General features: G+C 59.3%; 20 protein-coding genes and 3 pseudogenes. 8 read left to right on the plus strand and 15 right to left on the minus strand.

The annotated features are described in order from the left end of the window. The first annotated feature begins 21 nt into the window (after positions 1–21). The 4 genes from PSO31014_RS14210 (at position 22) to PSO31014_RS14225 (ending at position 5873) form a co-directional block, all read left to right on the plus strand. Positions 22–2049, plus strand: coding sequence for a site-specific DNA-methyltransferase (locus tag PSO31014_RS14210; RefSeq protein WP_150552191.1), 2028 nt, complete (start codon positions 22–24; stop codon positions 2047–2049). Beyond that, complete coding sequence (locus tag PSO31014_RS14215; RefSeq protein WP_150552192.1) at positions 2049–2558, plus strand: gamma-glutamylcyclotransferase family protein; 510 nt, start codon at positions 2049–2051, stop codon at positions 2556–2558. The genes PSO31014_RS14210 and PSO31014_RS14215 overlap by 1 nt, the downstream gene beginning before the upstream one ends. Continuing rightward, positions 2555–5560, plus strand: coding sequence for a type III restriction-modification system endonuclease (locus PSO31014_RS14220; protein WP_150552193.1), 3006 nt, complete (start codon positions 2555–2557; stop codon positions 5558–5560). The genes PSO31014_RS14215 and PSO31014_RS14220 overlap by 4 nt, the downstream gene beginning before the upstream one ends. 112 nt (positions 5561–5672) lie before the next feature. Beyond that, on the plus strand, positions 5673–5873 hold the full coding sequence (locus tag PSO31014_RS14225; protein WP_150552194.1) for a hypothetical protein: 201 nt from the start codon (positions 5673–5675) through the stop codon (positions 5871–5873). A 510-nt stretch (positions 5874–6383) separates the two neighbouring features. Here the strand turns inward: PSO31014_RS14225 and PSO31014_RS14230 are convergent. The 3 genes from PSO31014_RS14230 to PSO31014_RS14240 all read right to left on the minus strand — a co-directional run bounded on the left by PSO31014_RS14230 (position 6384) and on the right by PSO31014_RS14240 (position 7837). Next, positions 6384–6722: a hypothetical protein gene (locus PSO31014_RS14230; RefSeq protein WP_217424922.1), complete on the minus strand. Its 339-nt coding sequence runs from the start codon at positions 6720–6722 to the stop codon at positions 6384–6386. A 147-nt stretch (positions 6723–6869) separates the two neighbouring features. After that, positions 6870–7226, minus strand: a complete 357-nt coding sequence (locus PSO31014_RS14235) for a hypothetical protein (protein WP_150552195.1) — start codon at positions 7224–7226, stop codon at positions 6870–6872. A 59-nt stretch (positions 7227–7285) separates the two neighbouring features. Continuing rightward, a complete protein-coding gene (locus tag PSO31014_RS14240; protein WP_150552196.1) occupies positions 7286–7837 on the minus strand; it encodes a DUF4339 domain-containing protein in 552 nt (183 codons plus the stop codon). 182 nt (positions 7838–8019) lie between these two features. On the opposite strand from PSO31014_RS14240, the gene PSO31014_RS14245 reads away from it, so the two are divergent. After that, entirely contained in the window at positions 8020–8364 is a 345-nt protein-coding gene (locus PSO31014_RS14245) for a helix-turn-helix domain-containing protein (RefSeq protein ID WP_150552297.1), read from the plus strand. On the opposite strand, the gene PSO31014_RS14250 is transcribed toward PSO31014_RS14245, so the two are convergent. From PSO31014_RS14250 to PSO31014_RS14300, 11 genes and pseudogenes are all read right to left on the minus strand, one after another. After that, positions 8342–9043 carry a hypothetical protein gene (locus tag PSO31014_RS14250; RefSeq protein ID WP_343039587.1) on the minus strand — a complete coding sequence of 234 codons (702 nt, stop codon included), beginning with the start codon at positions 9041–9043 and terminating at the stop codon, positions 8342–8344. The two genes, PSO31014_RS14245 and PSO31014_RS14250, sit on opposite strands and share 23 nt — an antisense overlap. Beyond that, a complete protein-coding gene (locus PSO31014_RS14255) occupies positions 8983–9279 on the minus strand; it encodes a hypothetical protein (RefSeq protein ID WP_150552198.1) in 297 nt (98 codons plus the stop codon). Before PSO31014_RS14255 ends, PSO31014_RS14250 begins: the two co-directional genes overlap by 61 nt. 279 nt (positions 9280–9558) lie before the next feature. Continuing rightward, positions 9559–10002 carry a S80 family phage morphogenetic serine protease gene (locus tag PSO31014_RS14260; RefSeq protein WP_150552199.1) on the minus strand — a complete coding sequence of 148 codons (444 nt, stop codon included), beginning with the start codon at positions 10000–10002 and terminating at the stop codon, positions 9559–9561. A gap of 125 nt (positions 10003–10127) precedes the next feature. After that, positions 10128–10934 carry a DUF4942 domain-containing protein gene (locus PSO31014_RS14265; protein WP_150552200.1) on the minus strand — a complete coding sequence of 269 codons (807 nt, stop codon included), beginning with the start codon at positions 10932–10934 and terminating at the stop codon, positions 10128–10130. 67 nt (positions 10935–11001) lie between these two features. Further along, complete coding sequence (locus tag PSO31014_RS14270) at positions 11002–12012, minus strand: hypothetical protein (protein WP_150552201.1); 1011 nt, start codon at positions 12010–12012, stop codon at positions 11002–11004. Next, entirely contained in the window at positions 12009–12935 is a 927-nt protein-coding gene (locus tag PSO31014_RS14275) for a recombination directionality factor (protein WP_150552202.1), read from the minus strand. Before PSO31014_RS14275 ends, PSO31014_RS14270 begins: the two co-directional genes overlap by 4 nt. A 41-nt stretch (positions 12936–12976) precedes the next feature. Then, entirely contained in the window at positions 12977–13972 is a 996-nt protein-coding gene (locus PSO31014_RS14280; RefSeq protein WP_150552298.1) for a YqaJ viral recombinase family nuclease, read from the minus strand. Positions 13973–14043: 71 nt separating this feature from the next. After that, positions 14044–15012 carry a DUF932 domain-containing protein gene (locus PSO31014_RS14285; protein ID WP_150552203.1) on the minus strand — a complete coding sequence of 323 codons (969 nt, stop codon included), beginning with the start codon at positions 15010–15012 and terminating at the stop codon, positions 14044–14046. Positions 15013–15304: 292 nt separating this feature from the next. Further along, positions 15305–15910: a hypothetical protein gene (locus PSO31014_RS22690; protein ID WP_246176639.1), complete on the minus strand. Its 606-nt coding sequence runs from the start codon at positions 15908–15910 to the stop codon at positions 15305–15307. Between the two features lie 282 nt (positions 15911–16192). Beyond that, a pseudogene (locus tag PSO31014_RS22945) lies at positions 16193–16403 on the minus strand (DUF2274 domain-containing protein). After that, positions 16400–16742, minus strand: a pseudogene (locus PSO31014_RS14300) (TrbI/VirB10 family protein); the annotation flags it as partial. The pseudogenes PSO31014_RS14300 and PSO31014_RS22945, both read right to left, overlap by 4 nt. Before the next feature lie 410 nt (positions 16743–17152). Here PSO31014_RS14300 and PSO31014_RS22950 point away from each other — a divergent pair. Beyond that, positions 17153–17401, plus strand: a complete 249-nt coding sequence (locus tag PSO31014_RS22950) for a DUF6988 family protein (RefSeq protein WP_425494878.1) — start codon at positions 17153–17155, stop codon at positions 17399–17401. 7 nt (positions 17402–17408) lie between these two features. On the opposite strand, the pseudogene PSO31014_RS14310 reads toward PSO31014_RS22950, so the two are convergent. Beyond that, positions 17409–17504, minus strand: a pseudogene (locus PSO31014_RS14310) (DUF2958 domain-containing protein); the annotation flags it as partial. 142 nt (positions 17505–17646) lie between these two features. Between PSO31014_RS14310 and PSO31014_RS14315 the strand changes: the two are divergent. Together PSO31014_RS14315 and PSO31014_RS14320 are read left to right on the plus strand one after the other, a co-directional pair. Beyond that, the gene (locus tag PSO31014_RS14315) at positions 17647–18801 is read left to right on the plus strand and encodes an AAA family ATPase (protein ID WP_246176640.1); all 1155 of its coding nucleotides are present in this window, start codon (positions 17647–17649) and stop codon (positions 18799–18801) included. Beyond that, positions 18798–21023 carry a S8 family peptidase gene (locus PSO31014_RS14320; protein ID WP_150552204.1) on the plus strand — a complete coding sequence of 742 codons (2226 nt, stop codon included), beginning with the start codon at positions 18798–18800 and terminating at the stop codon, positions 21021–21023. The genes PSO31014_RS14315 and PSO31014_RS14320 overlap by 4 nt, the downstream gene beginning before the upstream one ends. The last annotated feature ends 3 nt before the right edge of the window (positions 21024–21026 follow it).

Raw genomic sequence — 21026 nt, forward strand, 5'->3', positions numbered from 1 at the left:
GAAAGAATGACGGAGAAGACCATGAAAAAACTCACGGTAGCCAGCCCGGAAGCTCAGTCCGCCGATCTGGCGGCGGGCAATATCGAACAGCTCAAAGCGCTGTTCCCGGAATTGATCACCGAGGGCGCGAGCGGAGTGGCGGTGAATGTGGACGTGCTCAAAGCTTTAGTGGGCGATGCCACCGTGACCGATGCCGACGAGAAGTACGGCCTCAACTGGCACGGCAAGCGCCGCGCGCGGCAACTGGCACTCACGCCCAGCACCGGCACCTTGCGCCCCTGCCCGGAAGACAGCGTGGATTGGGAGAGCACCCAGAACTTGATGATCGAGGGCGACAACCTCGAAGTGCTGAAACTGCTGCAAAAGAGCTATGCCGGCAAGGTCAAGCTGATCTACATCGACCCGCCGTACAACACCGGTAAGGACTTTGTGTACCCGGATAATTTTCAGGACAACATCAAGAACTATCTGGAGTTAACCGGGCAAGTCGAAGGCGGGCAGAAGATCAGCAGCAATACCGAAGCCAGCGGGCGGTTTCATACTGATTGGCTGAATATGATCTATCCGCGCTTGAAAGTAGCGAAGAGCTTGCTTAAGAAGGATGGTGTCGCTTTTATCTCGATCGACGACAATGAACTTCATAACCTTCGCATGCTTGCGGATGAAATATTTGGCGAAGAAAACTTCGTTGCCACCGTTGCTGTTGTCAACAACATGAAGGGTCGCAACGACAAAAAGCACATCGCCGCTTGTCACGAATACGTTGTTGTCTACGCAAATCCTGGCTTTGTTTCCAACGGCCTACCGCTGACTGAGGCGCAACGCGCTGCATTCAAGTACGAGGACGAAAATGGTCAAAAGTATGCACTTCGAGACCTGAGAAAACGCGGCGGCCCGGATCGTCGTGAGGATCGCCCCAAGATGTATTTCCCTATTTATTGGGATGAGGCGACTGGCGTATGTTCGTTGAGTCGAAAAAGCGACACCGACGTCGAGATCTTCCCTCTGCGTGGAGACGGTTCTGAGGGGTGCTGGCGCTGGGGATATGAAAAGGTGGAGCAGCATCTGGATTGGATGCACGCAAAGCGATCTGGACGTAGTGGAAGGTTGGATGTTGATCATCGGCTATACCTTGATCCGTCGATTGCAGTAGATGATGCCGATGATGAAGTTGATGATGAGGAGGATGAGGCCATTGAGCGCACTTCGAAGCCGAAGTCGGTGTGGTTTGGCGGCGAATTTTCGACCGATAGTGCCAAGCGAGCATTGAAGGAGTTGATTCCGGGCGAATCATTCGATTTCCCTAAGTCAATCGATTTTCTTCGCACCTGCGTACTGCTTGGTTCGAGTGGAAATGACATTGTTGCCGACCTTTTTTCGGGTTCTGCAGCAGCAGGACAAGCGGTGATGCAGCAGAACGCAATCGACGGTTTTGCGCGACGCATCCTGACGATTCAACTTCCGGAGCCGCTGAATCCGGCTGAAAAGAACCAGAAGGCAGCCGCGACCGTATGCGACAAGCTTGGACTTAAGCGAAACATCGCCGAGTTGACGAAAGAACGTCTGCGTCGTGCCGGAGCCAAGGTTAAAGCGGACAATCCACTGTTCGTGGGCGATACGGGTTTCCGCGTCTTCAAGCTCGACACCTCTAACATTCGCGCTTGGAATCCGAAGCCGGATGACCTAGAAGCCACGCTGCTCGATCATCAGGATCACCTGCTTGAAGGTCGCTCTGAGGCCGATGTGTTCTATGAGCTGTTGCTCAAACTAGGCCTCGACCTATGCGTGCCCATCGAGAAGCGCAATGTGGAAGGACTGGATGTGCATGCCGTGGGCGGAGGCGTGCTGCTGGCTTGCCTGGCCGAAAAGATTACCCGTGAGCAGGTGGAGTCACTCGCCCAAGGCATCATCGCTTGGCACAAGCAACTGGCTCCCGCTGGCGATACCACTTGCGTGTTCCGCGACAGCGCCTTTGCCGATGACGTGGCCAAGACCAACCTCGCCGCCATTCTGGAGCAGCACGGCATTCAGAACGTCAGGAGCCTGTGATGCCAGTAAATACTTTTCTGTATTTTTCTTATGGCTCGAACATGCTTTCCAGTCGCCTGCGGGCGCGCTGCCCTTCTGCCGAGCCGGTAGGTGTGGCCGAATTGCCTGATCATGAACTTCGCTGGCACAAGCGAAGCAAAGACAACTCGGGGAAATGCGACGTTGTCGCCTGCCCAGGCAAGCTCATCATTGGCGTCCTTTATCGAATTAAAGATTCTGATAAGACTGCGCTCGACCGCGCAGAGGGTCTCGGACATGGATATGAAGAGATCGAGGCTCATGTTCTGCATGATGGCATTAACGTCATTGCCAAGGCCTACCAAGCAACGGCGACAGATGAATCATTAACGCCTTATGGTTGGTACAAAGCCTTGGTGATTGCCGGTGCGCAGGAACACGGCTTGCCGAAAGACTACGTTGAGCAGCTCAAACTCGTGGTTTCGACAGATGATCCGAACCGCACCCGCCACGATAGGGAGTTCCGTTTGATCGAAGGAGTGAGCCAATGAAGCTGCACTTCGAGCCTAACCTCGACTACCAAATGCAGGCCATCGAGGCTGTGTGCGATCTTTTCCGTGGGCAGGAGGTCTGCCGCACCGAGTTCACGGTGACCATGAAACTGCCCGATGAAGCGCAGATGTCACTGGGCATGGCGCAGTCCGACCTTGGCGTTGGCAACCGCTTGACGCTGCTCGACGACGAGCTGCTCAAGAACCTGTCAGACATCCAGTTGCGTGGTGGCCTGCCGCCCTCCGGCTCGCTGACTTCCGGCGACTTCACGGTGGAAATGGAGACCGGCACCGGCAAGACCTATGTGTACCTGCGCTCGATCTTCGAGCTGAACAAGCGCTACGGCTTTACCAAGTTCGTGATCGTGGTGCCGTCGGTGGCCATCAAGGAAGGCGTCTATAAGACCCTGCAAATCACCGAGGAGCACTTCAAGGGGCTCTACGCGGGCGCGCCGTTCGATTACTTTCTGTACGACTCGGGCAAGCCCGGGCCGGTGCGCAACTTCGCCACCAGCTCCAACATCCAGATCATGGTGGTGACGGTGGGCGCCATCAACAAGAAGGATGTGAACAACCTCTACAAAGAGAGCGAGAAAACCGGCGGCGAGAAGCCTATTGACTTGATCAAGGCAACCCGGCCGATCATCATCGTGGATGAACCGCAAAGCGTGGACGGTGGCCTGGAAGGCCGTGGCAAGGAAGCACTGGACGCCATGAATCCGCTCTGCACGCTGCGCTACTCCGCTACCCATGTGGACAAGCACCACATGGTGTTCCGCCTGGATGCCGTGGATGCGTATGAGCGCAAGCTGGTCAAGCAGATTGAGGTGGCCTCGGCCACCGTAGAAGACGCGCACAACAAGCCTTTCGTACGCTTGGTGAAGGTGGAGAACAAGCGCGGCCGCATCAGTGCCAAGGTCGAGCTGGATAAACAGGCCGCCACCGGCGTTCAGCGGGTGGAGGTGACGGTCAGCGATGGCGACGACCTTCAGCAAAGTGCCAATGGCCGTGCGATCTACGCCGATTTTCGGGTGGGCGAGATCAACACGGCCAAGGGCGAGGAGTTCATCGAGCTACGCTACCCCGGCGGCGAAGTGTTTTTGCAGCCTGGGCAGGCCCACGGTGATGTGGATGCGCTGGCCGTGCAACGAGAGATGATCCGCCGCACGATCAAGGAGCATCTGGACAAGGAAAAGCACCTGCGCCCATTGGGGATCAAGGTGCTGAGCCTGTTCTTCATCGACGCGGTGGACAAGTACCGCCAGTACGATGCGGCCGGCCAGCCGGTCAAGGGTGTGTATGCGCAGATGTTCGAAGAGGAATATCGCCGTGCCGCCAGGTTGCCGGCCTACCAGGGCTTGTTTGCCGAGATCGACCTGGAGTCCGCCGCCGAGGAAGTACACAACGGCTATTTTTCCATCGACAAGAAGGGCGGCTGGACCGATACCGCCGAGAACAATGCGGGCAACCGGGAGAATGCCGAGCGTGCCTACAACCTGATCATGAAGGAGAAGGAGAAGCTGCTGTCCTTCAGCACTCCGCTGAAGTTCATCTTCTCCCACTCTGCGCTCAAGGAAGGCTGGGACAACCCCAACGTGTTCCAGATTTGCACCTTGCGCGACATTCAGACCGAGCGCGAGCGCCGCCAGACCATTGGCCGTGGCCTGCGCCTGTGCGTCAACCAGGATGGCGAACGGGTACGCGGCTTCGAGGTCAACACCCTGACCGTGGTGGCCACGGAAAACTACGAACAGTTTGCAGAGAACCTGCAAAAGGAAATCGAGAAAGACACGGGCATCCGCTTTGGCATCGTGGAGCAGCACCAATTTGCCGCCATTGCCGTGACCGGCGCTGACGGGCATACCGCACCTCTGGGCATGGAGCAATCGAAGGCACTTTGGGAGCACTTGAAAGCTGCCGGCCATATCGATGCCAAGGACAAGGTGCAGGATTCACTGAAAACGGCACTGAAGAACGGCACCTTGGAACTGCCAGCTGAGTTCGATGCGCAAAAGAGCCGGATTGCCGAAGTGCTGCGCAAGGTGTCCGGCCGGCTGGATATCAAGAATGCCGATGAGCGCAGGCAAGTGCCGCTGCGCAAGGGCAAGGATGGCAAGGCCGTTTATCTGAGCGACGAGTTCAAGGCACTCTGGGACCGCATCAAGCGCCAAACAACGTACCGCGTGCAGTTCGATAACGCCAAGCTGGTGACGGATTGCATCGCAGCGTTGCAGAAGGCCCCGGTGATTGCCAAGGCACGGCTGCAATGGCGCAAGGCCGACATCTCTATCGGCAAGGCGGGTGTCGCCGCGGCGGAGAAAGCGGGCGCGGCGACTGTGGTGCTAGACGAGGCTGATATCGAGCTGCCGGATTTGCTGACCGACCTGCAGGACCGCACCCAGCTCACTCGACGCACCATCGTCAGCATCCTGACGGGAAGCGGCCGCCTTGACGACTTCAAGCGCAATCCGCAGCAGTTCATCGAATTGACCGCCGAAACCATCAACCGCTGCAAGCGTTTGGCCCTGGTCGATGGCATCAAGTATCAGAAGCTCGGCGACCAGCATGTCTATGCACAAGAGCTGTTCGAGAAGGAAGAGCTCACCGGCTATCTCAAGAACATGCTGCTGGATACCCAGAAGTCGATCTACGAGCACGTGGTGTACGATTCGACCACCGAGCGGGACTTCGCCGACGGGCTGGAGAAGAACGACGCCATCAAGCTCTACGCCAAGCTGCCAGGCTGGTTCAAAGTGCCCACGCCGCTGGGCACTTACAACCCCGACTGGGCCGTGTTGGTGGAAGAAGACGGCACCCAGCACCTGTACTTTGTGGTGGAAACCAAAAGCAGCCTGTTCACCGACGACCTGCGCGATAAGGAAAGCGCCAAGATCGAATGCGGCAAGGCGCATTTCACTGCGCTGGGGGTTGGTGAGAACCCTGCCCGGTATGTGGTTGCGCGCTCGGTTGGCGATCTTTTGACCGAGGCAGCAAAGGGGTAGGTTTTTTCGCTGTCATGGCGAGATCAGGCAACTCGATCAGAAAGCGCCTCAAGCGTCCTGCAACGGATGCTTGAGGCGCACATTTTCTAGCGACTAGACTGGAGAAGTGAGCATGACGCACCTGAATCTAACCGACTCGGCCGAGCCGTGTTTCATCACCGACGGCCTGCCGTCCAATGACCTGCCGCCCCCTCCGCATCGGACCATGAACCTGCCGCAAATCCTCGCGGGCCTCACCAATGACGAGTTGGCGAGGTGGTCCGGCGACCTCGCCCACGTAGAACCGGAGAAGCGGCGCACGGCTGGAGGTTGAACGCCATCCGAAGGTGACTAGTTCAAATTCTCTTGGTGTTGCATGGTACTTTTCATGGCATCATGATCATGAATTTAAATAACATATTAATTTATAAAGGTATTTTTATCTTAATGACGATCGAGTGGGAGTGATTCGGCGCATTCTGCGAGCCCGATCTTTATATGATCGCGGGACCATTTTTCGAGAGTGGGTTCCGCCCCTGAAGCCGGAGAGGAGGCGCGCGGACAACTTGACCACATGCCGGCCGCTGCGGCGCGCCTTGTGCCCGTGACCGCTGGCGGCTCGTGTGAATCGCCATCGAATGGTCCACTTGTGTTTTACCTGCTCTGTAGATGTCAGCCGAGGGAAGCGCCGTAAACGATGCCTTTGGGGCCGGAAGGCGACCTTGGGCCGTGCCCCAACTGTCTAACTGTGCACCGCTCATGGGCGGTGAACTAGCATGAAAAAGAAAAAGTAGCGGCAAGACAACGAGAGGCACCCGGTCGGATGCCTCTCGTCACAGATGGACTACTTCATGTACTTGACGGTCACGGTGCCCGCGACCTTATTCTTTCCGATCTCATAGTCCGGATCATACGTGGCGAGATTGTGCGCAGCGATACCAATGGCTGCACCGACGCCGAGAATCGCTGCTGGGCTGAATATCGTTGCCAGCGATGCGGAGCGATACTCTGTGTAAACTCTGCATCTCATATCAAATTTTTCGATCCGTCCTTCGATCATTTCGACTACTTTGCTGATGTCGGCAACCCCCACGATTTGGAACGACGTGGTAGAGGCGATGAGTTGGTTAAGTTTCTCCGCGCTGAGTTCATCGGTGGAGAATTTCTGAATGTCGACGGACATGTTTAAGCCTTTCGGAAGCACGGAATGACGAGCGCCGTGCGTGAGCCTGATGCTCGCGTCATCGTGGCGTCTGGCAGAGGAGTCGGTCACGACGCTGACCCGAAAACACGAGAACGGCGAGGGCAGCTCCAGCTAGCGATTGGGTTCTCAGTTGCAGTTGCGCTGATCCTGGAAGTCGAAGTCGCTCAGTTTTGCCCACCCCACGACACGCCCCCCATTCTGATTCGGATTCGGCTTGTCGTAGTCCGGTACCGTCGCCAACTGCACATACCCACCCGGCGCTTGTGCCTTGATGGTGAATGCTTGCATTGAGGTGAGCGCGCGTTTGCTTGCTGCGGCATTCGGCGCATCGGCAACGTTGATCGGTGCCTTCATGACGAGCCGACCTCCCGCCCCCACTTTGGTTTTAGGAAACACGCACTGCCCGAGGTGGTTGGCCGCGAATGCGTTCGTCGAACAGGCAATACCGATGGCGATAGCAAAGACTGCGGTGATTTTCTTCATGATTTACCTTGTTGTGATGATGGGGCGAGTGATGAGCCGACGTGTCCTTGTTGGCGCGCTCAAATAAGTCCAACGAGAACGAATGCTGCAAGCCAAACCCAGAAGTAGGCTTTAGGCTGGCGCAGCGAGGTGGCCCGCTTCCACAAGTACACGGGCACGATGAAAGCGAACTTGCCGAAAGCCGACGTATTTACGCCCGCCCGCTTGAGTTGCCGGTCGTCCAGCAAGCTCAAGCCAATATTGAGCAAAAGCGTGATGTACCAGTACTGGTTGGACCTCAGCGCTGCGGTGGCTGCCGTACTGGCCAAATAGTCAGGCGCAATAGCCGCGGCAAAGGTCGCCTCAAGAAGTACCCCGATGATCGGAGCGAAGGCGAGGATCCACACGATCGTGTTGCTAATGCGTGCAGCTGGCAGTACCGGTGGCGCGCTCGCCTGACGCAAATGCACGGCGAGATCTGTCTCAGCAAGCGGCGTCCAATCGGCCAAGCCCTGCGACCAGACGAGAGTTTTGCCGTCGATAGTGCGGTTCTGAATCAACGCCCCGATCTCGGTGGCGCTAATCGCCCCGATGCGCTGACCGTTCTTTTCGTAATGCCATGAATCCGTCATGAGGCACCTTTCTCCTTAAAGGTTTGATGTGTTTACTCTACAAAGATGGGCGAACCTTAGTCTTGTCCACTAACCGCTGCGTCACGGCGGATTTGTGAGGCAAAGGATCAGAATAGATTTGTAGTATATAGTCATCATTAATTGATGTGTTTACAGCGTCGTTAATCAGTCGTCAAGCGGGCATCCTGCCGTTCATGACTGCCAAACGCCAGGACGCCACTGCTGCTCGCCAACCGGCCCCTATTTCGCTTGCCTTGGGCAAGCGGCTTAAGCAATGTCGGCACGCTGCAGAAAAATCACAGGAAACGCTGGCGTTTGAGGCGCACGTGGATCGCACGTATATCTCGGCGATCGAGCGTGGTGTGGCGAACCCGTCAATTGAGACGATCGCCAACATTTGCCATGTGTTGGGTGTGACGCTCGCCGAGCTGTTCGAGCCGCTTGGCAAGGTGTCCCTGGCACCGACGGGTACACGCCGCACGAATGCGGCAACTCCGCCGGAAATCAAGCGTCAGCGTCTGCGCTGACGACATTGCGGATTGAGACACCGCCAAGCAACTTGACGCCACGCGACGCTGACGGCGACTGATAACGAAATAGCGTGTCGTTGTGTCGGGCAACACGTGCATTGAATCCTGCGAATTCCGGCGCATCGCCTGCGGGATCCAGTAGCAGTAATGTTTGCGTGTCGAAGGCCCGACCGTTCTGGCGTCCTTCGATGCCGACAACGAGCGCCGCACGCCATTTGACGGGATGCCGTTGTTGCCAGCCGATGATGGCCGGCCATCCGGCGTCGAGCTCTCGTTGCGCAAAGGACAGTAGGTCGTGTTCGGAGGTCGCACACGTAGCCGGCCGCACCCCGAGATTTAACTCCGCGATAAAGCTCGCCAGTTCGGCCAGCGTCATCCCGTTTAGGTAATGCGGCCAGGCGTCGTCCCATACCTTCCGTTCGGGACCGCTGCCGTGATACGGCAGATACACCGGATCTGTCAGTTTGCCAAGCAGCGCGAGCGCCATGGCAACGCAGTGCAATGGGCTACCGCCGTCCCAGTGACCTTGACGACTGAACAGTGGGGTGCCGGTTTGTGCGATGACCGGTTGCTGCCCAAGCCGGATGGCCGGATGAAATTTCTGAATCGGCATGGTCAGTACTCCTCTGGCAACAAGAGGGTGGTCGTCGAGCGGTCGGCATCGGTGATGATCCACACCTTCAGCTCTCCTCCCAGTGGGTAGCAGGACAGCACACGTCGTCCTGCCACGACAGACAGGTTGTTTTGCTCCCGATCGGCTTCGGATAGATCGCCCCAGTCGCCGCAGGCATGGCGGTTGATCAAAGTAAAGATCGAGGCCCCGGCCGACCGGATGGCATCAACGGCGGCGGCAGTTGCCAGCAAGCGACCGAGGGGCAGGCGGGCGCGCCGGATGGGTGACGTCGAGTTCATCAGAGTGTTCTCCTATATAGGGACGAGCAGCGACCTCCGAAAGAATCGGATGCGCAGTTCAATGGAACCAATGGGAAATGCCAGACGCAGGACGCGCCCGTGGGCAAGGGCTAGCGAGAATCTTGTTCTTTGCCGTGACCCTTTACGCTGGGGCGACCACGGCGGCTGTCGCTTGCGCCGAACACAAGTCGGGAAAATCGGAGACGTGTGGCGAAGGCAATCTGTTAGGGTTCACCGAACAGATCGAGTGCGGCGTCATTTAAGGGCGGGCGATCGGCTTCATGGCTTGCCTGAGACTACGTCCCACGTGACGATGTTCAGTCGCATGTCGTTCAGATCACCTGACCAGAACGCACGCATGCCGAAGAAAGCCGGGCCGCCCGGGTTGTCCATCGCCTCGGCGAGGAGATCGCCGTACGGTCCTTCGGGATGCCCCCGCAGGAACAATTCATCGTCCCGGATTTGTGCGCTGGAGATGGATGCGCAGACGTATTGCTCGTCGATCGCCATTGCGCGCTTCTCCGTGAGCTCAGGCGAATGAACGCTCTCTGTCGGATGGCCGAGCTCTGCGCGCACCCCGCCCCTCTCTGCGCGGGCATTGAACTTCTCCAATGCAGCGGGGAATCGTTCGCCAAGGTTCGATATGCCGGTGCACTCAGCATTGCGCTTGATCGGGCCAACGTTCACCTCGAAGATACCCTCTTCAATCTTTTTGGAATTCATGGTTGTTCCTTAGGAAAAGTTCTTGCCTGCACGCTGCAGGTCGGTCGCGTTGGCATTGATAAGCCGTAGTGCGCGACGATGTTTGTCTTCTGTCGGTTGTACAGAGTCGCAGTCCGTAGGCAACGCTAGCGCGCTTCGCAGGCGAGCGCGTTGGGATAGTGCTTGGCGAGGATCTTGTTCATTTCGTCGACGAGATCGGTGCGCAGAAACGTCAAATGACCATTTCCATTCTTGAACCAACGCAACTGGAAATAGACGTTCTCGGCCTCTGTCTTGCGTAGACGCTGAGCGTGCGAAATGAGCGACGATATGCCATGCCGATGATCCGGCTCGGGCTCGCCATCGAGCACGCTGAACACTCGCGTTAGATCGTCCAGTTCGTTGGTGGCGTGATAATTCGAGCAACCTTGCGAAAGGAGAGAGCGCACGATGATGCGCTTGCCGAACTTGAACGGCATATTCGATTTGTAGTCCCACGACAGTCTGCGAAAGCACTGGAACACGCCACGCTCAAACATCTCTCCGCGAGCGCCGTAGAGCTGCGCGAATGTGGCCTCAATGTTGGCGGCAGTGAGCTCCGGCACGTCACCTTCGGCGATCTGCTGGTTCCACTGCTCGCGCGCTTTGGCATCCATAAACGTGCGCATGCCGGATTCCGACAGCAAGTAGTTCCAGCCGTGAGCGTCGATAAGGCGCACCATGGCGGTTTGTGCTTCATCACGCTTGGCGTAGTCTCCCGTCACGCAGGGGCGACCACGGCAGCCGTAGCTTTCGTCGAGCACAAGTCGGGGAAATCGGAGTTGCGCTGCGGTGGCGATCTGTTGAGCTTCGCCGAGCAGGTCGAGGGCGGCATGGATCCGCTCGACGATGGCGGTGCGCTGATTGGTGAGGCTGGCGATGCTGATGCTTTTGACGAGATCGGTGGTGTCCATGTGTCATGACTGGGGATAAAGGTAAGGGAAGTGAGAGGGAATAGTCGCCTGGGGAAGCCCCTGGGTTCTATGCCGAGACATTGCGTTCGGCGACTCGGGACATTTCGGCCAGTTGTCGGCGCAGGGTGGTAGCACGAGCTTGGGAGCAACCGAGATGACGGCGAATGTCAGCGACGGTGGGGCGTAGTCGTCCGGCAGCAATGTCCCGAACGAGTTGCGTCGTGTCGTGATCGATGGCCTCAGGCGTCTTTGCCGGTATCGACAACGGCGTGCCGGGCTGGTCTGGCATCGCGTGGCCGTCACAGTCACCGTCGGCGCGTTCGTGACTTTCCATGACTGAGGACGCGACTATGGGCACGACTGCCGCGCCGGGCGGCGGGCACCGGGGATGAAGCGCGACGGTCCAGAGCAGGCACGCGACGCCTTCCAGGACTGACGCAAATGCCAGCCCGGTCAGCAGATCGACGCGCGCTCCCGTCGTGCCGAGTAACGCGGCGAGTCGTGCGGTCACGGGATCGGTCACCAACGTGTCGTGCTGGGTCATCGCTCGGTCGTCGAAGTCCTGTGCGCGACGAATGTCGCTGGCCTCCGCGTTCAACGCCTCGAGCTTGGCGGCAAGCGTAATGCGTCGTGCCTCCAGCCCGGTGCATTTGCCGGAACACGATTGCACTTTAGCCGTCGCGAGTCGCGCCGAGACTTCCGCCCTTTCTTGCATAACGACGGTAAGACTGCGTTTGGCCGGTGCGAGCAGGGCGATAGGCGTTGCGTCGGCACGGCGCTCTGAGGCGTGCTGCTGAGCGAACAGGAAAAAGTAGGCGTGACTGTTGATGGCAGCAAGCATGCATGCGGCCCACAGCGCGTAGCCCGATAGTCGGACACCACCATGAACCTCTCGCAGCAGCGCGGGTAGCAGATGTGCGCCTGCCACAAACACCAAGCCCAGCGTGACCCACACGAATCGTTCGGCGAGTGTGCCACCTCGCTGCTCTCCAGCGATGACCGAAATGTCAATGGCGGTGGCCGTTGCTGCGACGGCCAGCCATAACGCAAGACGATCCGCCGGGCGATCCCGGATCATGCTGCTCGACCTTCGCGGTGGGTGGCCAGCCGTGTGGCTCGCTGATTCAAGCGGTCCTTGAGACTGGACGATGCAGGAGAATCCGGAGCGTCGTCCTTGCCAGTTGGCTCGCTGTCGGACGCCGCCGGGGGATAGAACTCTTCCGCAACAGCAGCCCGGTCTTCGGCGCTTTCCTCGAACGCGCCGTTCTGGAATCCGGTACGCGCCGCAACATCAAGTGCCGTCTGATCGAAGCCAACCGCCTTTCGTCGTGTATCCAGTTCGGTCGCTACGGTGATGGCTTGTTCCAGCGTACTGCCACTACGCACGTCGATGTCCACGTAATAGATGGCCGAGCGGTAGCTTTGCGTGGTCGACTTGCCGCGCAGCTTCAATTCCAACGGCAGACATGCGAGCCGGTTGCCTGACACGGCGTTGAAGTAATGCAGACGCGCGGCAAGTGTGCGAATCGAGTTGTATGAGGTGGTCCGGAAAATGAACGAACCCATCTCGTCCTCGTCGCCAATAAGGACATTGAGTCGCCCATACGGCTTACATGCGCCTCCTTGTCCGAAAGCGCATCCGTCAGGAGACGGGCAGGGTAACTCGGTGACACCTGCTTCACCGGCACGGCGACAGGTCTCGCCGTTACCGACGCACACTGGCCGGCCCGACTCGCGGTCGAAGCACGAGTACTCAGCGCGCAGGTTTAGGTCCGGATCGTTGAACAGTAGCCGAACGGGAATTGCGCGTAGCTTGCCGGTATTGGCTTTACGCAAGGATTCGTTCAGGGGGTGGAGCATCCAGCCGTCGCGTTGCTGGATCTGGGTGGTCAAGGTGAACTGGTCGTCCTTCTCGGGAAGGCGTTTCCCGTTCCTTTCGACAACACGGCCAATGGAAATTCGCCCGATGACGGGCGGTGTAATAGCAAGACCTTTGAGCATGAGGGGCTCCCTATGGATGTGACGATGGAGGTAATGACGATCTAGACCTGCACGAGAAACCGGCGGGAACCGGGTTTCGTGATGGCGTACTCGGTCGTCAATGTGGGGTGGTCGGCCAGCAACCGCTTGAGGTCGACGCCAGTGCTGTCCTTGCTGCGTTTGTAGGAAACGGATCCGGTCTCAAACTGCGCCCGGTCCGCTTCGCCCATCGCTTGCGCGAGCGTCTGTTTCAACTGCGCTTCCACCGCCTGACGAGACTCGATCTCAGTACGTACCGAGACAAGATCGGCAAACGCCGCGGACAGCGCTCGGTCTTCGGTGAAATCGATCATGCCGCCGGTGCCCGGATAGAGGCAGCGCAATGCACGATCGGCCGATTCCGACCCGTCAGCGGGCGGTGGGGTATCGGTGTCGACGTAATGCCAGAACGCCGCTTCGAGTTCGATCAGTTGGGCAATCAACGCGTCGTCCCGGACAATTCGGTGAACTTCGAGCGTCTGGCCGCACAACAGCACGGCCACGTCGGCGGCATGCTTGCCGGTAACCGCGAGTTGGTGCTGAACCTGGATCTGCACGTATTCCGGGACGCCCTCGCGCCAAAGCCGTGCACCAAATTCTCCTGCCGTCTTACATTCCAGAATGGACACATCAGCAGCACCGATGACCTCTCGGTCGATATTGGCGAGCATCCAGGGAATGTTGGGGTGTCGGAGTACGGCATTGATTCGCCGCACCCGGCGTCCGGTCTGCTTGGTGTAGGCCGCAGCGACGACCGGCTCAAGCAATGTCCCCCAATACACGGGATCCGTCGTGTCGTCGGGATCGGGTTTAGGTAGATCGGCATCACGTCCGGTTTTGATCATCCACAGTTCCAGCCGGCTCATGTAGGGACTCAAGCCCACGGCGGCTGCGGCATCGGAGCCACCGATGCCCGTTTTTCTTACGGACAGCCAGTCCTCGCGAGACAGATCGGCAGTCTCGATCAGGCGCAAGGCCAGGCGGTGTGGGGTTCGCTGCGCCGGTTCTGGATGTGACATATAGACCTCCAAAATAAGAAGACCCGGCGGGATAGCTCCCGGCCGGGCCTTATGTCGTATTGATGAAGTATTCAGGCAACCAGCTTCATTGCCTCGTCCCAAGCCTTCTGTTTGAGGGCCGCGCCAGCACCAAACCAGGCGGCATCGCGTCGGTGGTCATCGCTGCGCGCACGACGATGGTGGTCAACGTGCTCAGTGATCGCATTAACCAAGCCCCATGCGGTACCTGCCGCTGAGGCCAGCGTCGCCCCCTGGCCGCGACCGGCATACAACTGGCCGACAGCCTTGACGGCACGCTCGTTGACGGCAATAGCGTCTCGATCTGTCGCATTGGTCGTTGAGTAAGTCAGCACGCGTCGGAAAAACGCCTCTGCGGTAGCGTCGGAGATTTTGCGTTCTGCCAGCGCTTTGGTGCGCACCATAAAGGCATCCCACGACGACACCGCAATACCGAGTTGACGCTTGACTGCCTGTGCGTCGAACTGTGAGCGGTGCGGGACTTTGACGGCACCGACGTTGTTATCGAGTGCAATCGCCAGCGTGTTATTACACACGACGCGTACCGACGTGAACTGCGCGGTGGTGGCGAGCGTGCCGTCACAGGCTGTGGCGAGCAGCAAATAGCCGTTGATTTCGTCGCGTCCTTTGAGGGTGCCACTCTGGTCGGTACGGGCGAGCGCCCAGAGCTTGCGTCCTTCCTTGAGAACACCTGCGGTTTCGAGCTCGAACCCACCGACTTCCGTCAGATCCTTGTAGAAATCCAGGATGTCAGCCGGTTGCACGACCTGATAGCGAGCGGAAACCACGGACAGCGGTGCCTTGGTGTCGGAGCGGTAGAGGACTTTCTGGTCCGGGAACGCATGGATCGAGCCGAGATCGCCGTTGCCAGCAGCAACAAAGCGCACGTCGGCTTCTTCGATACGCCAGTCCATGCCAGCGGCTTTGGCCCAGACGTCGAGTGATTGTTTCGGGGCGAGGCGGTTGCCCAGACCGTGCCACGGTGTGGCGCCGACATAGGCCATGGATTTAACGAGATGCATGGATTTCTCCTATTAGGGATAGACAAAGGCGGATAACGGCATATGGCCCGGCACATGCCGGGCGTTATGTCGGATAAGAAAAGCGGGAGACGAGCGCCGGAGCGGGCGCACGGACAAGAACTGCGATCAGAACAGCAAGCACGAGCATTAGCTCGCCGAGCAGACCCTCTCAATGCCGGTGGTACGCCGCGGGAGGCGACAGAGAAGCGCGGACCAGAGTGCTCAGGCAAGGAAGGCGATGGCGAACGCGATGAGATATTCGAGCGGAGACGGTTGGATCATCGTCACCCCGTCAAACCGAAGCGTTGAACGTATGTCCGCACGCCACACAACGATGATTGTCGAGAACGTTCTCGTCGATGACTTCGCCCATGGCAGCTCCCGCAGCACAGCCGGCAGCACTAGCAGCAAGTCCGGCGAGGATTGCCCCGGCTAAGCCACCGAACACGGAGCCGATGGGACCCGCGATCAGTCCCACCGTTGCGCCGACTTCGGCACCCGATAGTGTCATGGCGACACCACTCGTGGCGCCAGCCACCGCACCAATGGTGCTGCCTGCCTTACGTGCCTGATTACGCTTTTCAACGTGGTCGGATCCGCACCGAGGGCATAACCGATGGTTTGGGGGCGAAGGAGGTTCGGGGGCTTCCTGAAACGTAGAGGCTTCGGCATCACTGCCGCTGTCACTCCACTCCTTGTGACTTGCCGAATACGTGTAATAGCCCGGGTCGCCCCCCGGGATCTCATCGTCTATGACTTCGGCGTCGGGTGTTTGCGCCGTCAGTTCGACTTGAAGGGGGCGGTAGTGTTTGCGCACGCGTGCAGCAACAAACCAGGTGGCAAAGCACATCATCGCGACACAGATAAACAGTGTCGGGTAGAGAAAGTTCAGGGTCACACATCCTCCATAGACAGCCTTGCGCGGGATCGCGCGAAGGGAGCCCGCACACGTTGGCTGACTCAAGGAGGTGATATGTGGTCGAAAAAATCTGGATTCACGACTGGCGGGATCGGCCCGGAGTTTGCAGCCTCATGCCGAATACATGAACAATGACCTGAGTACCCGTTCTGCCGGCGCGTGCCGATCAGACCAAATGCGACGCGCGCGTGATCGAGTCTTCGCATCGTCATCTGCATTTATTGTGCGAGCAAGAACATGCGAATTGACTGCCCTCCGTCGTTACATGTCCCCGGCGTATCGCTGCGGCAACTTGATCGGTTTGACCGTGATGCTTGGTTTTCTTATCTTCGGACGCCTTGCGTACGCCTGCGCGTGCGGCGCGGCGTAGCGGTCGAGGTCGGCTTTCAGGTTGGCCGGGCAAGAGAAGGTCAACTTTGTGACTTCTTGCCGAAGCAGAGGGGGCAAGCCGCAATTTTTTGGTCGTGTTCATCGCGAAGTCCCCTTGTTGAAAAAGAGCGGCTGGTACGGACGCAGCACCAAGTCGCGGTTCACGGTGATCCGTACCGGCAGACCCCGCCGTTCGGTCAAAGTGGGCTGGATGCTGAGGTTACGCCGAGTCACTTCCTGGCCGACCTGATTCACCGTGTCCTGCGAGCTGTCGCGCCCGGCGATGATGACGCGATCGCCGCCCTGGCGGTTCTCCGGCGCGGCCAGCTCGGCACCGATGCCCGGCAGCGTGGTCAGCGCCGCAACGGCAAAGATGCGATCCCAATGCCCGTTCCAGCCCGGCATGCCCGGCCGGATCGGTGCTCACCAGGTTGTCGAGTGTGGACGGGGCCACGCGGTGAATCTGGTCTTCGGACAGCGGGGAGTTGCTACGCAGTACCGGGGAACGGCAAGCAAAACGGGATGCAAGCATGGCCTTTCTCTTGACGAAAAGGGTTTGCTGTTCAAACCGCACACCGGATTCCTAGGTTCGGAGCCCAGCCTTTGTGACTGTTCGGTGCGGTTGGCACGAAGAGCCCGGTTGGCCCAGTTGCCACCGTCTTTCTTGAGTTCATCGCCCGCGACGGTCAGGAGCCCGCGGCCGCGGGCTACAGCCGCGAGCAAGGTGATGGAGTCGGGGGGGGGGCGGCTGGACATGGCAACGACCGCCGCGATGCGCAAACCGCACGCAAGCGAGGCGGGCAGGCCCGAAGCTGGAAGCCGGGCCGTAGGCGTCAGCCGAGCGGAGCGAGGGTGCGATGGAAGCCCGTCAGGGGCGAGACGCGGAAGGCGGCTCGATGCGAAGCACGACATCCCCTGCGACGCAATTCCGATGGCTCCCCCGCGCATCTGGCCCTGCAGTTGCTGCGTAACTCGAACGGTCTGAGCACCATGACCGCCATGACGATGGCCATCCTCGCCGGCGATGAAGCCATCGCAAGGCCGATGAGCAAGGCCCAGCCGGCGTTCGCAGACTGCCTGCCGGATTTTCTCAAGCCCTGATGGCCGTTCATACGACACCCCGCCCGACCAATCGCGCCTCGCGAGCATAGGCGCTCAGGTGTTTCTCAGCGCGGAATTGCAGATCACGCTCGACGGCAAACCCGCCGGTCGACGACCAAGCTGTGACCGCTACTGCCGCAGCCGCTCTTACAATTTGACCGAAATTTATGAGATAATTAATTTAGTCCATTGTGGAATTTTTATTTTTCAATGTATATCAATGAGTTAGTAATCTTTTGGGCGAAATGAAAGAAGAGCATTCAGATTTAGCCCAGATGGTCCGTCTGGCTCTGGCCGAGCAGAGTGAGGATGTGCGCCTGTTCACGGCGCGGCTGGTCCGCAAGTACCGAGGGACGGCGCCCGACTTGGCTGAGCAACTCGAACTGTTCCTGAAGTCGAAGCCGGCACGCAGTGTTTCTCCAATGCGCAAGCTGTCGTCTCAGCCGCCGACGGCCTATGCGTTGCCGGTTGACGACGAATCCCGTCTCTCCCTCCTGAAGGTATTTAAGGACGAGACGACGAGAGATGCGCCACTGCTGTCTAGCGATGTCGAGGATTCACTGGGGCAACTCATCGCCGAGCGCCGGCAGAGCGATCGACTTCAGGCCATGGGGCTGACGCCGACCCGCTCGGCCATCTTTGTGGGGCCGCCCGGGGTCGGCAAGACACTCACGGCCAACTGGCTGGCCGCGCAATTGAAGGTGCCGCTGTACGTGCTCGACCTGACAGCCGTGATGAGCAGTCTGCTGGGCAAGAGCGGCACCAACCTGCGGGCGGCCATCGACTTCGCCAAGCGCGAGCCTTGCGTGCTGCTGCTGGACGAAATCGACGCCATCGCCAAGCGACGCAGCGATGACAGTGACGTAGGCGAACTCAAGCGCCTGGTCACGGTGATCCTGCAAGAAGTCGACGAATGGCCTGCTAGCAGCGTATTGCTGGCGGCCACCAACCACCCGGAACTGATCGATCCGGCGCTGTGGCGACGCTTCGACCTGGTGGTCCAGTTCAAGATGCCCGATGAACAGGCGGTCAAGGAAGCCATCAAGCGCTTCCTGGGGCCGGACTATGCTCTTTTTGCCCGTTGGATCGATATCCTGGTATTTGCATTCGCAGGCCATTCGTTCAGCGACATCGAGCGCGACGTCCAGCGCTTCCGGCGTGCCGTGGCGCTGGGCGTGACCACCGACGCTGATCTGGTCGAAGACTTCATGAAGGCGCGTGCTTTGGCGCTCGATAGGCAGGGCCGCATCGACCTGGCAGTGATGCTGGCCAAGCAGACCCGCCTGTCCCAGCACACCGTTTCCGACATCACCGGGGTGAGCCGGGACACGATCCGAAAGTACACCAATGAGACGTCTGCGGTACGAAAGGCCGCACCACGGAGAAAGGTTGACGCATGAGCCAAACCAATTTCCTGATCGGTCGTGGCGAGCTGTTGACCCATGACATCGTCGGCCCGAAGCGCATGCCAGGCAATGTTGAGGTCTACACATTCGCGCAGGCGCGGGAGCGAATGGCTCCTCAGTTCCGCAGTGCCAGCAAGGCGCTGGACGAACTACCTGCTGACGCTTGCCCGGGCGACTTCGCGGTAGCCCGGCTGATGATGAACCCCAGCTTCATCGCTCGTTCCTACTTCCCAACGGGCCTGTTGCGTAGCACGGGCCTGGAGTCCATCGGGAGCCGTACCGTCAAGGTCAAGCCGCAGGCCTGGACCCGCAAGGGGCCGCCGCATGAAACCACGACCACAGAGCTGTTCGTCGCCGGCAAGCGCCAGGCTTTCCGCAACCTCTCCCGATGGACGGAAACCATTGAGGCGGAATCCGACGAGGGCGAAGATCTGGCTCACACCGAACAGTTCGCCGTCTTTGCGCCAGCAGAGCGGATCGTGGGTTTCGGCCGCCCGAAGGATCGTTTTTTCGAGGTCGGCCTGCATCTGTTGCCGGACGAAGACCCCGGGCTGATTCAGAAGGCCTTCATGAAGTTCGCCAAACGAGGGGACGTGAAGGTTCACAGCGAGGTCGATTTCGTCGCCGGCAATCTGTGGTTCGTACCGGTCGAAGGCAAACCGCGTGACATTGAGAGGCTGGCCACCTTCGCTTTTGTGCGGGTGATCCGTCCCGTGCCTAAGCTGCGTGGTATCCGTCCTTTGCAACGAAGCGGTGGGCCCTCAGTAGGTTGCAGCCTCCCCACCGAACAGGCCCTTTCATCCGAACCTCGTGTCGCCATCCTGGACGGTGGCCTGCCCAAGCACCATCCGATCGGCCCCTGGCTGCGCTCGTACCGCAAGCTCGACGAAGACGCCGACGATGATCCGGACGGTCCGGAGCATGGCTTGGGCGTGACCTCGGCCGTGCTGTTCGGGCCGATCCAGCCCAATGGTACAGCTGGCAGGCCGTTCGCCCCGGTGGACCATCTGCGCGTGCTGGACCAGGAGGCGGGCGGCGAAGATCCGTTGGAGTTGTATCGCACGCTCGGTCTCATCGAGCAGGTTCTGTTATCGAGGTCCTACGAGTTCATCAATCTGAGCCTGGGCCCAGATCTCGAAGTGGAGGACCAAGAGGTCCATGCTTGGACGTCCGTTATCGACGAGTTGCTCAGCGACGGCGACACGCTCATGACCGTGGCTGTTGGCAATAACGGAGAACGGGACCGCGAGCTCGGTTACAACCGCGTGCAGGTTCCATCGGATTGCGTGAATGCGCTCGCGGTCGGCGCGGCCGACGACACAGATGCTGGCTGGGCACGCGCCCCCTACAGCGCGATCGGGCCGGGCCGAAGCCCTGGCGTCATCAAGCCAGACCTGATGGCGTTTGGTGGCAACCCAGCAGCCAAATACTTTCACGTGTTGGCGCCGAACGTGAAGCCGGTGTTGACACCGCAGCTGGGTACCAGCTTTGCGGCGCCGTACCTGCTGCGCAGCGCGGTCGGCATCCGCGCGATCTTGGGCGGTGGCCTGACGCCGCTCGCCATCAAGGCGCTCTTGGTCCACGCGGCCGATCCCGGCGAGCATGATCTGGTCGAAGTGGGGTGGGGCAAGATCCCTGAGGACACGCTCGACATCATCACCTGCCCGGACGGCGTGGCCCGGGTTGTGTACCAGGGCGAGCTCAAGCCCAGCAAGTACCTGCGTGCCAGCCTCCCGCTGCCGAAGGGCGGGCTAATGGGCAATGTGCGCCTGAAGGCCACATTCTGCTACGCCTCACCCACCGATCCGCAGGATGCCGCGGCCTACACCAAAGCTGGCCTCGAAGTCGTCTTCCGGCCCAACGACGAGAAGATTAAGGACGGCAAGAGCAACGCGGATACCAAGGGCTTCTTCGACTTGAAGAAGTTCGCCACCGAGCAAGAGCGGCGCTCGGATCAGGGTAAATGGGAGACCGTGTTGCATGGAGCCAAGACCTTCCGAGGCTCCAGCCTCAAGAACCCCGTGTTCGACATCCACTACAACGCCCGCGACGGCGGCGGCCGGTCCACCACTGGCGCCGAAAAGATCCGCTATGCGCTGATCCTCTCGGTCGAGGCCCCAAAGCATGCCGATCTCTACAACGACATCTTGCGTGCCTATGCCAAAACACTCGTGCCGATCCAGCCGCAGGTGTCCTTGCCGATTCGTGTTCGGTAACGA

Source organism: Pandoraea soli, assembly GCF_902459595.1.
In the GTDB taxonomy this organism is placed as follows: Bacteria; Pseudomonadota; Gammaproteobacteria; order Burkholderiales; family Burkholderiaceae; genus Pandoraea; species Pandoraea cepalis.